Annotated in this window: 17 protein-coding genes; 13 read left to right on the top strand and 4 right to left on the bottom strand. The window is 72.4% G+C overall.

Going from position 1 to position 16,325, the window contains the following annotated elements:
* Positions 1-60 precede the first annotated feature (60 nt).
* A complete protein-coding gene (gene argH / locus ACFYYT_RS22415; protein ID WP_351824097.1) occupies positions 61-1,488 on the top strand; it encodes an argininosuccinate lyase in 1,428 nt (475 codons plus the stop codon).
* A 163-nt stretch (positions 1,489-1,651) separates the two neighbouring features.
* Here argH and ACFYYT_RS22410 read toward each other — a convergent pair whose 3' ends face one another.
* On the bottom strand, positions 1,652-2,185 hold the full coding sequence (locus ACFYYT_RS22410; protein ID WP_351824094.1) for an HAD domain-containing protein: 534 nt from the start codon (positions 2,183-2,185) through the stop codon (positions 1,652-1,654).
* Positions 2,186-2,274: 89 nt separating this feature from the next.
* Here ACFYYT_RS22410 and ACFYYT_RS22405 point away from each other — a divergent pair, with 89 nt between their 5' ends.
* The 3 genes from ACFYYT_RS22405 to ACFYYT_RS22395 all read left to right on the top strand — a co-directional run bounded on the left by ACFYYT_RS22405 (position 2,275) and on the right by ACFYYT_RS22395 (position 5,912).
* On the top strand, positions 2,275-2,826 hold the full coding sequence (locus tag ACFYYT_RS22405; protein ID WP_351824091.1) for a helix-turn-helix domain-containing protein: 552 nt from the start codon (positions 2,275-2,277) through the stop codon (positions 2,824-2,826).
* On the top strand, positions 2,823-4,367 hold the full coding sequence (locus tag ACFYYT_RS22400; protein WP_351824088.1) for an MFS transporter: 1,545 nt from the start codon (positions 2,823-2,825) through the stop codon (positions 4,365-4,367). The genes ACFYYT_RS22405 and ACFYYT_RS22400 overlap by 4 nt, the downstream gene beginning before the upstream one ends.
* 69 nt (positions 4,368-4,436) lie before the next feature.
* Positions 4,437-5,912, top strand: a complete 1,476-nt coding sequence (locus ACFYYT_RS22395; RefSeq protein WP_351824085.1) for a membrane-associated oxidoreductase — start codon at positions 4,437-4,439, stop codon at positions 5,910-5,912.
* 12 nt (positions 5,913-5,924) lie between these two features.
* Here ACFYYT_RS22395 and ACFYYT_RS22390 read toward each other — a convergent pair whose 3' ends face one another.
* Positions 5,925-6,554, bottom strand: coding sequence for a 1-acyl-sn-glycerol-3-phosphate acyltransferase (locus ACFYYT_RS22390; RefSeq protein WP_037687788.1), 630 nt, complete (start codon positions 6,552-6,554; stop codon positions 5,925-5,927).
* Between the two features lie 299 nt (positions 6,555-6,853).
* Here ACFYYT_RS22390 and ACFYYT_RS22385 point away from each other — a divergent pair, with 299 nt between their 5' ends.
* The 3 genes from ACFYYT_RS22385 to ACFYYT_RS22375 all read left to right on the top strand — a co-directional run bounded on the left by ACFYYT_RS22385 (position 6,854) and on the right by ACFYYT_RS22375 (position 9,168).
* Positions 6,854-8,020: a glycerophosphodiester phosphodiesterase gene (locus ACFYYT_RS22385; RefSeq protein ID WP_351824083.1), complete on the top strand. Its 1,167-nt coding sequence runs from the start codon at positions 6,854-6,856 to the stop codon at positions 8,018-8,020.
* A gap of 73 nt (positions 8,021-8,093) precedes the next feature.
* Entirely contained in the window at positions 8,094-8,624 is a 531-nt protein-coding gene (locus ACFYYT_RS22380; RefSeq protein WP_351824080.1) for a sigma-70 family RNA polymerase sigma factor, read from the top strand.
* Positions 8,625-8,661: 37 nt separating this feature from the next.
* Entirely contained in the window at positions 8,662-9,168 is a 507-nt protein-coding gene (locus ACFYYT_RS22375; protein WP_351824077.1) for a GNAT family N-acetyltransferase, read from the top strand.
* 57 nt (positions 9,169-9,225) lie between these two features.
* On the opposite strand, the gene ACFYYT_RS22370 is transcribed toward ACFYYT_RS22375, so the two are convergent.
* Positions 9,226-9,663, bottom strand: a complete 438-nt coding sequence (locus tag ACFYYT_RS22370) for a hypothetical protein (RefSeq protein ID WP_351824074.1) — start codon at positions 9,661-9,663, stop codon at positions 9,226-9,228.
* Positions 9,656-10,024, bottom strand: a complete 369-nt coding sequence (locus tag ACFYYT_RS22365) for a hypothetical protein (RefSeq protein ID WP_351824071.1) — start codon at positions 10,022-10,024, stop codon at positions 9,656-9,658. Before ACFYYT_RS22365 ends, ACFYYT_RS22370 begins: the two co-directional genes overlap by 8 nt.
* 68 nt (positions 10,025-10,092) lie before the next feature.
* On the opposite strand from ACFYYT_RS22365, the gene ACFYYT_RS22360 reads away from it, so the two are divergent.
* From ACFYYT_RS22360 to cbiE, 6 genes are all read left to right on the top strand, one after another.
* Positions 10,093-10,740, top strand: coding sequence for an HAD-IA family hydrolase (locus ACFYYT_RS22360; protein WP_351824068.1), 648 nt, complete (start codon positions 10,093-10,095; stop codon positions 10,738-10,740).
* Positions 10,741-11,130: 390 nt separating this feature from the next.
* Positions 11,131-12,195: an ATP-binding cassette domain-containing protein gene (locus ACFYYT_RS22355; protein ID WP_351824065.1), complete on the top strand. Its 1,065-nt coding sequence runs from the start codon at positions 11,131-11,133 to the stop codon at positions 12,193-12,195.
* Complete coding sequence (locus ACFYYT_RS22350) at positions 12,192-12,860, top strand: methionine ABC transporter permease (protein ID WP_351824063.1); 669 nt, start codon at positions 12,192-12,194, stop codon at positions 12,858-12,860. Before ACFYYT_RS22355 ends, ACFYYT_RS22350 begins: the two co-directional genes overlap by 4 nt.
* Positions 12,861-12,949: 89 nt before the next feature.
* Positions 12,950-13,816 (top strand): MetQ/NlpA family ABC transporter substrate-binding protein, encoded by an 867-nt coding sequence (locus ACFYYT_RS22345; RefSeq protein ID WP_351824060.1) that lies wholly within the window; start codon positions 12,950-12,952, stop codon positions 13,814-13,816.
* Between the two features lie 298 nt (positions 13,817-14,114).
* Positions 14,115-14,855, top strand: coding sequence for a GNAT family N-acetyltransferase (locus ACFYYT_RS22340; RefSeq protein WP_351824057.1), 741 nt, complete (start codon positions 14,115-14,117; stop codon positions 14,853-14,855).
* A gap of 76 nt (positions 14,856-14,931) precedes the next feature.
* Positions 14,932-16,149, top strand: a complete 1,218-nt coding sequence (gene cbiE, locus ACFYYT_RS22335; protein ID WP_351824054.1) for a precorrin-6y C5,15-methyltransferase (decarboxylating) subunit CbiE — start codon at positions 14,932-14,934, stop codon at positions 16,147-16,149.
* Positions 16,150-16,325: the final 176 nt, after the last annotated feature.

The raw sequence follows: 16,325 nt of genomic DNA, 5'->3' as shown, positions 1-16,325 counted from the left end.
CCCCGACACCTCCGCGGCGGGGAGGCCGTCGCACATCCACCCTCATGAGGAGCAGCAGCTGTGAGCAGCAACAACGGTGACGTCCGGCTCTGGGGCGGCCGGTTCGCCGACGGGCCTTCGGAGGCCCTCGCGAAGCTGTCCGCGTCGGTCCACTTCGACTGGCGCCTCGCGCCCTACGACATCGCCGGCTCGCGCGCCCACGCCCGCGCGCTCGCCAAGGCGGGCCTGCTCACGGCCGAGGAACTCGACCGCATGACCGACGGCCTGGACCGGCTGGAGGCCGACGTGGCCGACGGCTCGTTCACCGGCACCCTCGCCGACGAGGACGTGCACACCGCCCTGGAACGCGGTCTGCTGGAGCGGCTCGGCGCCGACCTCGGCGGCAAGCTGCGGGCCGGCCGGTCCCGCAACGACCAGGTGGCGACCCTCTTCCGGATGTACCTGCGTGACCACGCCCGGATCATCGGCGGCCTGATCGCCGACCTCCAGGACGCGCTGGTCGGCCTCGCCGAGGCGCACGCGGACGTGGCGATGCCCGGCCGGACCCACCTCCAGCACGCGCAGCCGGTGCTCTTCGCCCACCACGTCCTGGCGCACGTGCAGTCCCTGTCCCGGGACGCCGAGCGGCTGCGGCAGTGGGACACCCGCACCGCCGTCTCCCCGTACGGTTCGGGCGCGCTGGCCGGCTCCTCGCTGGGCCTGGACCCCGAGCAGGTCGCGGCCGACCTGGGCTTCGAGCGGGGCTCGGTCGGCAACTCGATCGACGGCACGGCCTCCCGCGACTTCGTCGCCGAGTTCGCCTTCGTCACCGCGATGATCGGGATCAACCTGTCCCGGATCGCGGAGGAGATCATCCTCTGGAACACGAAGGAGTTCTCCTTCGTCACCCTCCACGACGCCTTCTCCACCGGCTCGTCGATCATGCCGCAGAAGAAGAACCCGGACATCGCGGAGCTGGCGCGCGGCAAGTCGGGCCGGCTCATCGGCAATCTGACCGGCCTGCTCGCGACCCTCAAGGCGCTGCCGCTGGCCTACAACCGGGACCTCCAGGAGGACAAGGAGCCGGTCTTCGACTCCTGCGACACCCTGGAAGTCCTGCTGCCCGCCTTCACCGGCATGATGGCCACCCTCACCGTCCACCGGGAGCGGATGGAGGAGCTGGCTCCGGCGGGCTTCTCCCTGGCCACCGACATCGCGGAGTGGCTGGTCAAGCAGGGCGTCCCGTTCCGGGTGGCGCACGAGGTGGCTGGTGAGTGCGTCAAGGTCTGCGAGGCCGAGGGCATCGAGCTCGACCGGCTCACCGACGAGCAGTTCGCGAAGATCTCGGAGCACCTGACCCCCGAGGTCCGTACGGTGCTCAACGTCAAGGGCGCCCTGGCCTCCCGCAACGGCCGCGGCGGCACCGCCCCGTCGGCGGTGGCCGTCCAGCTCACCGAGCTGAAGGCCGACCTGGTCATCCAGCACGCCTGGGCGGCCCACAAGCGGTAGCCGCACACCCGTCGCGCCCCCGGGGGCGGTACGAGCCGGCCGGCCCGTACCGCCCCCGAGGCGTGTGCGGGCGGAGCGCGCCGGTCGCCGGACCGCCGGTCGCCGGACTGCCGGAGCGCCGGTCGCCGGACCGCCGCGCGCGCGGCCGCGCACCGCCCCGGGATCACCCCGCCCGCGCGTCCGCCCCTTCCGCGGCCCAGCCGGCCAGGGCGTCGAAGTCGGTCCGCCTCAGGCCGATCCGCTCGTCGACGCGCAGGAGCAGCGCGTGCGCGGGGTGGAGCCGGTCGACGTACTCGCGGTCCGCGGGGGTGATGTCGTCGTCGATCCAGGCGAACTCCCGCCCGGCCGCGTACTCCAGGACGTACTGGGTCTTCCAGAAGGTGCCGCGCGGCGCCCGGCCGTGCATCTGCGGCCAGTCGATGAACGGCAGCCGCGGCAGTCCGAGGACCGGGCCTATCCAGTCGTTGGCCTCGTCCTTCCAGGTGGTGGCCCAGACGAGCTCGTACGCGTCCGCGAGCGCGAGCAGCTCGGCGCCGTGGCCGGGATGCAGCCAGACCCGCAGCGGCTTGCCGTGGCCTGCGGCCGTCCAGGCGCGGGGGGTCATCCGGTGGGTGGTGTAGCCCTCCGGGCGGCGCTCGGGCTGGGCGGCGTAGGGGTTGAGCGGCCCGTCGACATCGATCAGCAGCAGTGGCTTCATGCGCGCAGGATTCCTTTCCGGCTGTCCGTTCGCAGCCGATTTATCGATCGGATGAGACAGTGGCGTCTCATTCGGGTTATGCTTGTCTCATGGCCATGGATCGTGACCAGGTGCTCCGCGACGCGGCCGCCCTGCTCTCCCGCAAATCGACCGCCACGATGGACGAGGTCGCCCGCGCCGCCGGAATCGGCCGCGCGACCCTCCACCGGCACTTCGCCGGGCGCGACGCCCTCGTACGGGCCCTGGAGGATCTGGGGATCCGCGAATTCGAGGTGGCCTTCGACAACGCCCGCCTGGAGGAGGGCACGGCCGTGGAGGCGCTCAGGCGGCTCGTCGCCGAGGCGGAGCCCAACGCCCAGCTGCTGGCCTTCCTCGTCACCGAGAACCAGCTCTTCGAGGGCGACGAGGTCAACGAGGGCTGGGCCCGCCTCGACGCCCGCGTCGGCGCGCTCTTCCGGCGCGGCCAGCAGGAGGGCGACATCCGCATCGACCTGAGCCCCGCCTGGCTCACCGAGGCCCTCTACGGCCTCGTCGGCACCTGCGCCTGGGCCGTGATGGACGGCCGGGTCGCCGCCAAGGACTTCCAGTACATGATCACCGAGCTGTTGCTCGGTGGCGCACGACGGAGTGTGGAGCAATGAGCCGTATCGAACAGCTGAACCGGCGGAGCGAGGTGGAGGGGAGGAGCCGAGGGCGGTGGCTCGCCCTCTCCGTGCTCGTCCTGGCCGTGCTGCTGGTCGCGGTGGACGCCACCGTGCTCGGTCTCGCCACCCCCGCCCTCAGCGAGGACCTCAAGCCGTCCGGCACCCAGCTGCTGTGGATCGGCGACATCTACTCCTTCGTCATCGCGGGCCTGCTCGTCTCCATGGGCTCGCTCGGCGACCGGATAGGCCGCAAGAAGCTGCTGCTGACCGGTGCCACCGCCTTCGGCGCGGTGTCCGTCCTGAACGCCTACGCCTCCAGCCCCGAGATGATGATCCTGGCCCGGGCGCTGCTCGGCGTGGCCGGCGCGACCTTGATGCCCTCCACCCTCGCGCTGATCCGGAACATCTTCCACGACCCCCGCGAGCGCAGCCTCGCCATCGGCATCTGGGGCGCCACCGCCTCCGCCGGCGCGGCCGTCGGGCCGGTCGTCGGCGGGGTCCTGCTCCAGCACTTCTGGTGGGGCTCGGTCTTCCTGATCAACCTGCCGGTGATGGCCGCCCTGGTCCTCGTCGGCATCAAGCTGCTGCCCGAGTCCAAGAACCCGGTCGCCGGCCCCTGGGACCTGGTCAGCGTCGCCCTGTCCCTCATCGGCGTCATCGGTGTGGTCTACGCCGTCAAGGAAGTCGCCACGCACGGCCTGACCTGGGGCGTCTGGGCCGCCGCCGTCATCGGCGGAGGCTGCCTGTACGCCTTCGTCCGGCGCCAGTTCAGCCTGCCGTCCCCGCTGCTGGACATGCGGCTCTTCAAGCACCGCGGCTTCTCCGGCGCGGTCCTCGCCGATCTGCTGACCGTGTTCGGCCTCTCCGGGCTGGTCTTCTTCCTCTCCCAGTTCCTCCAGCTGGTCCAGGGCCGCGACCCCCTGGAGGCCGGCCTGGCCGAACTGCCCGCCGCCATCGGCGCGGTGGTCACCGGCCTCGTCGCGGGCCGCTGCGCCCGGGCGCACTCGGTCCGGGTCATCGTGACCGGCGGTCTCGTGGCCATCGGGGTGGCCCTCGCCGCCCTCACGGTGATCCACAAGGAGACCGGCTACCCGCTGCTCGGCGCGGCCCTGCTCGTCGTCGGACTCGGCGCCGGATTCTCCTTCACCGTCACCGCCGACGTGATCCTCTCCAGCGTCCCCAAGGAGCAGGCCGGCTCGGCCTCGGCCGTCTCCGAGACCGCGTACGAACTCGGCGCGGCCCTCGGCATCGCCCTGCTCGGCTCCGTGGTGACCGGCGTCTACCAGTCCTTCACCGCCCCCGCCTCGGTGTCCGCCGAGGCGGCCGACGCGGCGCACGAATCGCTCGGCGGAGCCGTCGAGGCCGCCAAGGCACTGGACCCGCAGACCGGCGCCCAGATGGTGGGCGCCGCCCAGGACGCCTTCGTGGACGGACTGCGGCTCGCCTCGGGCGTCGGCGCGGCCGTCCTGCTGGCCACCGCCGCGGCCGCCTGGTTCCTGCTCAAGGGCCAGGAGCTCCAGGACGGCATCGAGCACTGACGCACCGCCAGGGAGGTTCGTCCCGCCCGTGGTTGACACCGTGTCGGCGGGCGGGACACCATCCCGGCGATGGAGATCACCGATCTGACCCCGGCCGAACGCCGCGTATGGGACGCCTTCCCGCGCGGTGACAGCGTCGACTTCCGCGCACGGCCCGACGACAGCTCCGTGGACGGGGCCGGCTGGGGCCCCGAGCGCACCGTCCGGGCCGAGGTGCTGCGCGCCCTGCTGCTGGGCGCGGGCCCCGCGGAAGAGGGCCGGGTCGCGGGCCTGAAGGTCAAGGGCGCGAAGATCGTCGGGAGCCTCGACCTGCGCTACGCGGCCGTCGACCACCCCATCCGGCTGCGCGACTGCTGGTTCGAAGGGGCGCCCCGGATGTACGGAGCGCGACTCAGGGCCCTGGTCCTCGGCTACTCCACCCTGCCCGGCCTCACCGCCGCCACCGTCCGCGTCGACGTGGTCCTGCGGCTCTCCTGCTGCCACATCACCGGCCCCGTACGGCTCCAGGGCGCGAAGATCGACGGCGGCCTGTTCCTCCAGGGTGCGGTGATCGGCCCGGCGCGGGGCGAGGCGGCGGACGAGCCCCCGCTCCAGCTCAACCACGTCGAGGTCGGCACCGACATCATCGCGAACGACCTGACCGTGCACGGCCAGCTGCGCCTCAACGGCGCCACCGTCGGCGGCCAGGTCAGCCTCGACCGGGCCCGCCTGCTCAACCCCGGCGGGATCGCGCTGCACGCCGAACAGCTGACCGTCGGGACGGACCTGCGCGCCTACCGGGCGCAGGCCCGGGGGACGGTCAACCTCACCGGCTCCCGGATACCCGGGCAGCTCAACTTCTCGTACGCCTCCTTCGCGACCCCCGGCGGCGTCGCCCTGCGCGCCTCCAGCTGCGCCGTCGGCGAGATGTGGCTGCGCGGCTGCGACCAGGTCCAGGGGCTGGTCAACCTGCGCCGCTCGCAGTTCGAGCTGCTGCACGTCCCCAGCGCCACCTGGCCCGAGAAGATCCGCATCGACGGGCTCACCTACCGCACCCTCGCCCCGCACCTGCCCGCCGCGCTGCGGCTGCCCGCGCTGGAGCGCGAGGAGTCGGGCTACCTCCCGTACGCCTACGAACAGCTCGCCGCGGCCTACCGCACGGCCGGCGACGAGGCGGCCGCCCGCACCGTCCAACTGGCCAAGCTGCGCCGCCACCGCCGCACCCTGCCCCGGGCCGCCCGGCTGTGGGGGATCCTCCAGGACGTCACCGTCGGCTACGGCTTCCGGCCGCTGCGCGCGGCGGCCTGGCTGGCCGCGCTGCTGCTCATCGGCTCCCTCGCGTACACGGCGCACGCGCCCCGGCCGCTGAAGGAGGGGGAGGCGCCGGACTTCAACGCCGTCTTCTACACGATCGACCTGATGCTGCCGATCGTCGGCTTCGGCCAGGAATCCGCCTACGCGCCGAGCGGCTGGTACCAGTGGCTGTCGTACCTGCTGATCGTGACCGGCTGGATCCTGGCCACCACCACGGCGGCGGGCGTCAGCCGCTCGCTCCAGCGGCAGTAGCGCCGGTCAGGCTCAGGCCGCCTTCGCCTTGGTGGCGTACATGTCCACGTACTCCTGCCCGGACAGCCGCATCACCTCGGCCATCACCGAGTCGGTGACGGCGCGCAGCACGTAGCGGTCGCGGTCCATGCCCTCGTAGCGGGAGAACTCCATCGGCTCGCCGAAGCGGACCGTGACCCGGCCCGGGCGCGGCATGCCCGCGCCGCCGGGCTGGAGCTTGTCGGTGCCGATCATCGCGAAGGGCACCACGGGGGCGCCGGTCATCAGGGTGAGCCGGGCGATGCCGGTACGGCCGCGGTACAGGCGGCCGTCGGGGGAGCGGGTGCCCTCGGGGTAGATCCCGAAGATCTTGCCCTCCTCCAGGATCCTGCGCCCCGTCATCAGCGCCGCGACGCCGCCGTTCGCGCCGTCGCGGTCCACCGGGATCATGCCGGCGCCGGTGAAGAACCACGCCATCAGGCGGCCCTTGAGGCCCTTGCCCGTCACGTACTCGTCCTTGCCGATGAAGTGGACCGTGCGGTCGCAGACCAGCGGCAGGATCATCGAGTCGATGAAGGTGAGGTGATTGCCCGCCAGGATCACCGGACCGGTGCCCGGAATGTTCTCGATGCCCTCCACCCTGGTGCGGATGATCAGGCGCATGACCGGTCCGACAGTGGCTTTGATGAGCGCGGTACGGAACAACGTGAGCCCTCCGGCATCGAAAAGCGGTTTCGCACCACGCGACGGTAGTGCAGGTGAGGACGATACTCGCGGGTCACCGCTGATCGCACATCGGGTTCACGTGTCGGATACGCAGTGTTGACGCACGTTTCCGCCATGTTCCCGCCACGCCCACCCTCTCGCCACCCCTCCTTGCCTATCATCGGCACGCCGATGGCGGGCCGCGCGACCCGGAGATCCCGGGCCCCGGGCCCGCTGTGGAACGAGGAGAGGCACTCATGACGCAGGGTGGGTCAGCGCGGCGCACGGTCCTGGGAGCGGCGGTCCTGGCGGCCGGAACGGGGATCACCGGACTGGCGGCGGGCACCGCCTCCGCCGCGGCCGCCGGGGGCGGGCACGGCGAGGGGGGCTACCGCGACCTCCCCGTTCCGACGGTCATCGGCCACCGGGGCTCCAGCGGGTACCGGCCCGAACACACGCTCGGCTCCTACCAGCTCGCCCTCGATCTCGGCGCCGACGTCATCGAACAGGACCTCGTCCCCACCAAGGACGGCCATCTGGTGTGCCGTCACGAGAACGAGATCGGCGGCACCACCGACGTCGCCGACCACCCCGCCTTCGCCCCCCGGCGCACCACCAAGACCGTCGACGGGGTCCCCGTCACGGGCTGGTTCACCGAGGACTTCACGCTCGCCGAGCTGAAGACCCTGCGGGCCAAGGAGCGCATCCCCGCCGTCCGCCAGCGCAACACCCTCTACGACGGCCGCTGGGACGTCCCCACCTTCGAAGAGGTGCTGCGCTGGGCCGACCGGGAGGGCCGCCGGCGGGGCAAGCGGGTCTGGCTGCACGTGGAGACCAAGCACCCCAGCTACTTCCGGGGCCTGGGCCTCGGCCTGGAGGAGCCCCTCGCCCGGCTGCTGCGCCGCTACGGGCGCGACGGCCGCGACGCCGCGCTCTTCCTCCAGTCCTTCGAGCCCTCCAGCATCCAGCGGCTCTCCCGCCTGGTCTCGGCCCCGCGCGTGGTGCTCCTCGGCGCGGCCGGCACCCGGCCCTGGGACTTCGAGGCGGCCAAGGACCCCCGTACGGTCGCCGATCTGGTCAAGCCCGAGGGCCTGGGCTGGATCGCCGGCTTCGCCCAGGGCATCGGCCCGACCCTGGACCTGATCGTGCCCCGCACGGCCGACGGCCGGCTCGGCCCGCCGACCACCCTGGTCAAGGACGCGCACGCGCGCGGCCTGGTGCTGCACCCCTACACCGCGCGCAACGAGAACGCCTTCCTGCCGGCCGAGTACCGCAAGGGCACCGACCCCAACGCGTACGGGGACGCCTTCGGCGCCTTCCGGCGGTACTTCGAACTGGGCGTCGACGGCATCTTCACTGACAACCCGGACACCGGACGCCTCGCGGCGGAGGCCTTCCGCCCGGGCCGGGGCGTCAACGGATAGCCCGCCGTTCCCGTACGGGTGTGCCCGGCCCGGCGGGGAAACCGCCGGGCCGCGTCCGTACGTCCCGCCCGGCATGGACCTGCTGAAGGAACCCGACCTGCTCCAGGAGCTGGGCCCGCTGCTCTCCGCCGAGGCGGCCGCGGAAGCCCCCGCCGCCGGGGTGGACGCCGCCGACCTGGAACAAGCCGTCTGGGTGCGGCTGCTGGAGCGCGGGCCGTGCGCCCCCGACCCGACCGGCCGCGCCCGCTGGCTGCGCCGGGCGGTGCGCGCCGAGGCCCGGCTCGCCCGCCGCCGCACCCGCCGCGAGGTCCCGTACGCGGCGGCGCCCACGCGCGCCGCGGCGGCCGGAGAGCCGGAGGACGCCCTCCTGCACGGCGAGGCGAACCGGGCCCTGCGGTCGGCGGTCGCCCGGTTGCCCGGGCGATGCCCGCAGCTGATGGGCGCACTTCTCTCGCCCCGGGACCTCACCTACCGTGAAATCGCAGGAGAGTTGGGTATCTCACAAGGAAGTTTGGGACCCGTGCGTTCCCGATGCCTGGGATGTCTGCGCAGAATGCTGGCTGCAGAGGTTGAGGCTCCTGGCCCGCGGGGAAGGGAGCGTTAGACCGGAGAGCCACCAGGTGAGCGGGAGGCATGCGCACATGGGCATGAGCGTGACCATTTCGGCGGCGGCCGCCGAAGACGCCGAGCAGATTTTCAAGCTGCAGTACCTGGCGTTCCAGCGGGAGGCCGAGCTGTACGGCAACTACCTCATCCAGCCGCTCACCCAGTCCCTGGACTCCCTCAAGGCGGAGCTGGCCGCGGACACCGTGCTGGTGGCCCGGCTCGGCGACGAGGTGGTCGGCACGGTGCGCGGCAGCGCCGGCGAGGACGGCACGGCGGACATCGCCAAACTGTGCGTGCACCCGCGCCTCCAGGGCCACGGACTCGGAGCCCGGCTGCTGCGCGCGGTGGAGGCGGAACTCGCGGGCCACGGCAGCACGACCCGGTTCCGCCTGCACACGGGCGTCAAGAGCGAGTCGAACCTGCGCCTCTACCGCAAGGCCGGCTACGCGCAGGTCGGCAACCGCACCGCCTCCGACGGCGTGCACCTCGTGATCCTGGAGAAGCAGGCCGCGGAGCCGGCCGACTTCGCCGTCAGCGCCTGAGGCCCCGGCCGCGCCCCCACCGCGCGCAGCACCGGGGACGCGGCCGGCCGTCCGGCCCTACACCTGGCGCTTGCGGCGGAGCCAGAGCATGCCCGTCACCGGGAGGATCACCGGGATGAACAGGTAGCCCATCCCGAAGCCCGACCACACGGTCGCGTCGGGGAAGGAGTCGGGCCGCACCAGCGTCCAGGTCCCGACGGCCAGCACCCCCGCCAGTTCGGCCGCGCAGCACACCAGCGCCGCCCGGCGGGCCCGCTCCCCGCCGCGCACCAGCGAGTACGTGATGAAGGCGTAGACCAGGGCCGCCGCACCGGACAGCGCGTACGCCAGCGGGGCCCGGTCGAACTCGGTGGAGATCTGGTAGGCCGAACGCGATACGGCGCCGACCACCATCACCCCGTAGAGCCACACCAGCAGCAGCCCCGGTCCGGAGACCAGCCGCCCCCGCCCGGCGGCGCCGGTCCCCGTCTCGGTCTCGGTCGTCGTGTCAGGCACCGGTGGATCCCCAGATGTCGTAGAGCCGTACTTCGAGGACGGCGAGGACGACCGCGCCCGCGGCCACCGTCACCGAACCCCACTTGGTCCGTTCGCTGAGCGAGAGCATTCCGGCGGCCGGGACCGCCGCGAGGGCGCCCATCAGATAGGCCACGAAGAGCACCGAGCCCTGCTCCGGCTTCTCGCCCCGGGCCAGCTGCACCACTCCGACCACCAGCTGGACCAGGGCCAGTACGGTCACCACGGCCATGCCGATGAAGTGCCAGTCCTTGGTCGGCTGGTCCCGCCAGGCGGCGTGGCCGCACCAGACGGCGAGGGCGAGGGCGGCGGCGCCGATGGCGACCGTCAGGGCGTCGAGCATGCAGCGAGGGTATTACGGGCCGAAAGACCCGATGCGCTCACCCCTCGCCCCGGGCTTTCCTGGAAGGCATGAAGCTGCACGCCGAGGCCCTGCTGTTCGACAACGACGGAACGCTCGTCTCCTCCATGGAATCGGTGCACCGCTGCTGGACCCGCTGGGCCCGGGAGGAAGGGATCTCCGACGAGGACTTCGCCCGGGCCGAGCTGCACGGCCGCCCCGCCGCCGAAATCATCGCCGAGCTGCTCCCCGCCGGGCGGCGCCGGGAGGCGCTGGCCCGCATCCAGGCGCTGGAGGTCGAGGACGTGTCCGGCGGCGTCGTCCTGCTCCCCGGCACCAAGGAACTGCTGAACGCGCTCCCGGCCGGCCGCTGGGCCGTCGTCACCTCGGCCACCCGCCCGCTGGCCGAGGCCCGGCTGCGGGAGGTGGGCATCGACTGCCCCGAGCTGGTGAGCGCCGACGACGTCACCCGCGGCAAGCCCGACCCGGAGCCCTTCCTGCTCGCCGCCCGGCGCCTGGGCGTCGATCCGGCCCGCTGCGTGGTCTTCGAGGACGCCCCCGCGGGCCTGGCGGCGGGCCGGGCGGCCGGGATGGTGACCGTGGCCTTGACCACAACGCACCCGGCCGCCGGACTCGACGCGGACGTGGTCGTCAGGGACCTCTCGGCCGTGTCCGCACTGGTCGGGGAGGATGGAGTGACGCTTGAGACGCACGGCTGACGCTGACCGCTGTTGTCCGTATTGCGGTCGGAATCCGTCCGCTATGCGGACAACATTGATCGGTGAGTCATCAGGTCTGCTTTACTTGGGCCCATGACCACGACGAGCAGCCGCACCCTTGCGACCGAGGCGACGATGACGCCCGGTGCTCGTTGTATGTGTCGAATGCGCGCCTTCTGAGGGCCCCCACCTGCAGTCTCGCGCCCCGAAGCGAGACCGGCCGAGCCGCTCCGCAGCAGCCGTCACCCGCTGACCGCCCCTACGGACCGCTCCTGCCCCGCGCACGCGTCGACACCATCCGTTTCCCACGGTTCGGCCCGTATCGCGTCCCAGATGTTTGCCCCGTGCACGGCACCCGCACGCCGTGCACTCGACAGCGACGGAATTCCTGTGATCACCACATCGGGCCTCACGAAGGTCTACCAGTCCCGTGGCCGCGAGGTCACCGCCCTGGACGGCGTCGACCTGCACGTCCGCGAGGGCGAGGTCTACGGAGTCATCGGCCAGAGCGGCGCCGGCAAGTCTTCCCTCATCCGCTGCGTGAACCTGCTGGAGCGCCCCACCACCGGCACGGTCACCGTCGACGGCGTCGACCTCACCGCGCTGGCCGGCCGCGGCCGCCGCGCCGGCAAGGACCTGCGCGAGGCCCGCAGCCGCATCGGCATGGTGTTCCAGCACTTCAACCTGCTGTCCTCGCGCACCGTCCAGGCCAACATCGAGCTGCCCCTGGAGATCCTCGGCGTCTCCGGCCGCGAGCGCTCCCGCAAGGCCCTGGAACTCCTCGACCTCGTCGGCCTCGCCGACAAGGCCAAGGCCTACCCCAGCCAGCTCTCCGGCGGCCAGAAGCAGCGCGTCGGCATCGCCCGCGCCCTGGCCGGCGACCCCAAGGTGCTCCTCTCCGACGAGGCCACCAGCGCCCTGGACCCCGAGACCACCCGCTCGATCCTCCAGCTGCTGCGCGACCTCAACCAGCAGCTCGGCCTGACCGTCCTGCTCATCACGCACGAGATGGACGTGGTCAAGGCCGTCTGCGACTCCGCCGCGCTGATGAAGCGGGGCAAGGTCATCGAGTCCGGCACCGTCGCCGAACTGCTCGCCACCCCGGGCTCCGAGCTCGCCGCCGAACTCTTCCCGGTCAGCGGCGCCGCCACCGGCCCCGACCGCACCGTCGTCGACGTCACCTTCCACGGCGAGGCCGCCACCCAGCCGGTCATCTCGCAGCTGTCGCGCACCTACAACATCGACATCTCGATCCTGGGCGCCGCGATGGACACCGTCGCCGGCCGCCAGATCGGAAGGATGCGCATCGAACTGCCCGGCCGCTACGAGGACAACGTCGTGCCCGTCGGCTTCCTGCGCGAGCAGGGCCTCCAGGTGAACGTCGTCGAGGACGAGGACGCCGCCGGCGCGATCGAGAACGAACTGGCCGCACTGGTCGAGGATGGTGCCAAGTGACCTGGTCCGAGATGCAGCCCCTGCTCACCCAGGGCACGTACGACACCCTCTACATGGTGCTCTGGTCCACCCTGGTCACCGTCCTCGGCGGCCTGCCCATCGGCATCCTCCTCGTCCTCACCGACAAGGGCGGCCTGCTCCAGAACCAGCCGGTCAACAAGGTCCTCGGCGTGATCGTGAACATCGGCCGCTCGCTGCCGTTCATCATCCTGCTGATCTTCCTGATCCCGGTCACCACCGCCGTCGTCGGCACCTTCATCGGCCCCACCGCCATGATCGTCCCGCTCGCGATCGGCGCCGTCCCCTTCTTCGCCCGGCTCGTCGAGACGGCCGTGCGCGAGGTCGACCACGGCCTGATCGAAGCCGTCGAGTCCATGGGCGGCGGCATCCCGACCCTCGTCGGCAAGGTCCTGCTCCCGCAGGCCCTGCCCTCCCTGGTCGCCGCCGTCACCACCACCGTGATCACCCTGGTCGGCTACTCCGCCATGGCCGGCGCGGTCGGCGGCGAAGGACTCGGATCCAAGGCCATCACCTACGGCTTCCAGCGGTTCGAGACCGGCTTCATGGTCGCCACCGTCCTCGTGCTGATCGCCCTCGTCACGGTGATCCAGCTCATCGGTGACGGCGTGGTCCGCGTCCTCGCCCGCCGCGGCCGGACAGCCTGAACCTCCCCACAGAAAAGCCCGCACTTGTCGTGCCTGGGCCACCACCAGCGGGTCCCCCCGGGACCCGTACCGCTAGAAAGGCACTCTTCGTGCGCAAGAACATCAAGCTCACCGCCTTCGCCGCCGCCTCCGCCGCGCTCGCCCTCGGCCTCACGGCCTGCGGCAGCTCCTCGGACCCGTCGACGGCCAAGGCCGACGGCGGCAAGGTCGACGAGAGCAAGCCGCTGGTCATCGCGGCCTCCCCGACCCCGCACGCCGACATCCTGAAGTTCGTCAAGGACAACCTCGCCGCCAAGGCCGGCCTCAAGCTGGAGGTGAAGGAGTTCACGGACTACGTCCTGCCCAACACCGCCACCCAGCAGGGCCAGGTCGACGGCAACTACTTCCAGCACAAGCCCTACCTCGACGACTTCAACAAGAAGAACCACACCACGATCGTCCCCGTGGTGAACGTGCACCTGGAGCCCCTCGGCCTCTACTCCAAGAAGGTCAAGGCCCTCACGGACCTCAAGGCCGGCCAGACCGTCGCCGTCCCCAACGACACCACCAACGAGGGCCGCGCGCTCCAGCTGCTCGCCGCGAACAACCTGATCACCCTCAAGGACGGCGTCGGCACCAACGCCAAGCTCTCCGACATCACCGACAAGAAGGGCCTGGAGTTCAAGGAGCTGGAGGCCGCCACGGTCCCGCGCGCCCTGAACGACGTGGACGCCGCCGTCATCAACGGCAACTACGCCATCGAGGCCCACCTCGCCCCGGCCAAGGACGCCCTGATCCTGGAGAAGGCCGAGGGCAACCCGTACGCCAACTTCCTCGCGGTCAAGGACGGCAACCAGAACGACCCGCGCATCCAGAAGCTCGCCAAGCTCCTGAACTCCGACGAGGTCAAGAAGTTCATCCAGGACAAGTACCAGGGCTCGGTCGTCCCCGCCTTCGGCGCCCCGGCCGCCTCCTGACCCCCGGCGCCTGACCCCCGGCGCCTGACCCCCGGCGCCTGACCCCCGCCCCGGCGACACCCGCCGACGCCCCCGCCCGGCGGCCCCCTCCCTGACGGGAACCGCCTGGTGGACGCCGCGGTCCCGGCCCCGCACAGCCCCCGGGCCGTGCGGGGCCGCAGCCGCGCGGCGGCCTGCCCGCCTCCGGGCAAGCCCGGCCCTGCACATCCCCCGGCCGATGCTGCATGCTGTGGCCTACGACCCGCACGAAACGGTCCCGCACCACGGTCGCCCCACGGTCTCAGGCATGGAGCTGCGCATGACTACCACCTTCCCGGACGTCACCATCAGCACGGACCGGCTGGTGCTGCGCGCCTTCGAGGAAGAGGACGTCACCGCCCTCGCCGAGATGATGAACGACGAACAGGTCACCGCCTGGACCTCGGCCCCCCACCCCTACACCCACACCGACGCCCACGCCTGGGCCACCCGCCAGTCCCACGCCGAACGCACCAGCGGCCGCGGCATCGTCTTCGCCGTCACCGAGTTCCTCACCCAGCGCCTCGTCGGCATCGTCCACCTCCAGAACACCGACTGGCGCACCCGCACCACCGAGGTCGGCTACGTCACCGCCCCCTGGGCCCGCGGCGAGGGCTACGCCAGCGAATCCGTCCTCGCCGTCGCCCAATGGCTCTTCCGCGACCGGGGCTTCGAACGCTTCGAACTGCGCACCGCCGCCGACAACACCGCCTCCCAGCAGGTCGCGCAGAAGATCGGCTGCGTCAGCGAAGGCGTCCTGCGCAACGCCGGGATAGTACGGACCCAGGCGGCGGACGGCAGCTGGACCGACACCCGCACCGACGTCATCGTCTGGGGCCTGGTCCCCGAGGACCTCGACGACGCCGACGACGACTACGGGTACGAGGGTCACAGCGGTTACGACAGCGGATACGAGAGCGGCCACGACACCGGTCGCGGACTCCCGGACCGGCACGCCGGATACGCCTCCGCGCGGCAGGGCGACGTGACCGGCCACGCCATCGGCGCCCACTGGAACTGACCCGATGACCAGGTAGTCTCACCGTGCCGGACCCCGACGAAGCTGCGCCCGCCCCCACCCCAGGAGACTGACGACGATGGCCGACCGGGTCACGGTGATCGGCTGGGACGGCTCACCCCTGACCGCGGCCGCACGGTCCGCGCTCGGCGCCGCCACCCTCGTGGCCGGCGCCGCCCACCACCTCGCGCTCCCCGAAGTCCCGCCCGGCGCCGAACGCATCCGCCTCGGCAGCCTCGGCCTCGCCGCCCGCCGCATCGCCGGACACCGCGGCACCGCCGTCGTCCTCGCGGACGGGGACCCCGGCTTCTTCGGCGTCGTACGCACCCTGCGCGCTCCGGAGCACGGCCTGGAGGTCGAGGTCGTCCCCGCCGTCTCCGCCGTCGCCGCCGCCTTCGCCCGCGCCGGAATGCCCTGGGACGACGCCCAGGTGGTCGTCGCCCACCCGCGCACCCTGCGCCGGGCCGTGAACGTCTGCCGCGCCCACAGCAAGGTCGCCGTCCTCACCTCGCCCGGCGCCGGACCCGCCGAACTCGCCCTGCTGCTCGACGGAGTCCACCGCACCTTCGTCATCTGCGAGGAACTGGGCACCGACCGCGAGCGCGTCACCGTCCTCACCTCCGACAAGGCCGCCGACCACAGCTGGCGCGACCCCAACGTGGTCATCGTCATCGGCGGCGCCGGCCAGGTCTCCGCCACCGCCGAACCGGGCTGGCTGCTCGGCCAGGGCCCGCAGCCCCCCGCCCCCCGCGGCTGGGCGCGGCCGGGCTCCGGCGCGGGAGAACCGGTGGGGGAGGGGGAGTCGGCGCCGCTGCGCGCCGCCCAGCTCGCCCGCCTCGGGCCCCGTACCGGCGACCTCGTCTGGGACATCGGCACCGGCTCCGGAGCCCTCGCCGTGGACGCCGCGGCCTTCGGCGCCGCCGTCATCGCGGTGGACGCCGATCCCCGCGCCTGCGAAGGCGTCGCGGCCGCCGCCCGGGAGCGCGGGCTCCAGCTCCAGGTCGTCCACGGACGCGCCCCGCACGTACTGGAGAACCTCCCCGAGCCCGACGTCGTACGCGTCGGCGGAGGAGGCGCCGAGGTCGTCGCCGCCGTCGCCGACCGGCGTCCCGAACGGATCGTCAGCCACGCCTCCACGCGCGACGAGGCCGAGGCCATCGGACGGACCCTCACCGAACACGGGTACGCCGTCGAATGCGCCCTCCTCCAGTCCGTGGGCCTCGACACCCGGACCTGGACCGAACAGGAGCGTTCCGTGGTGTTCCTGCTGGCAGCCGAGCGCCCCGCGAACCGCTAGCGCGGAGCCCGGGGTAGGCTGGCCGATCGTCGTACTGCCCGCAGGACGCGCGACGTGGCGCAGTCCACAGCGGACCGTGCCGATTTCTGGCCGACACGACGGCCGACGAGCGCGACAATGCTCAGGAGTTGTTGTGCGGGCGCGCGCCAGGCGTCGCGACCGCACGGCAGCCCCGC

It is taken from the genome of Streptomyces sp. NPDC002032 (assembly GCF_042890765.1).
In the GTDB taxonomy this organism is placed as follows: domain Bacteria; phylum Actinomycetota; class Actinomycetes; order Streptomycetales; family Streptomycetaceae; genus Streptomyces.
This window is presented reverse-complemented; position numbering and strand designations above follow the sequence as displayed.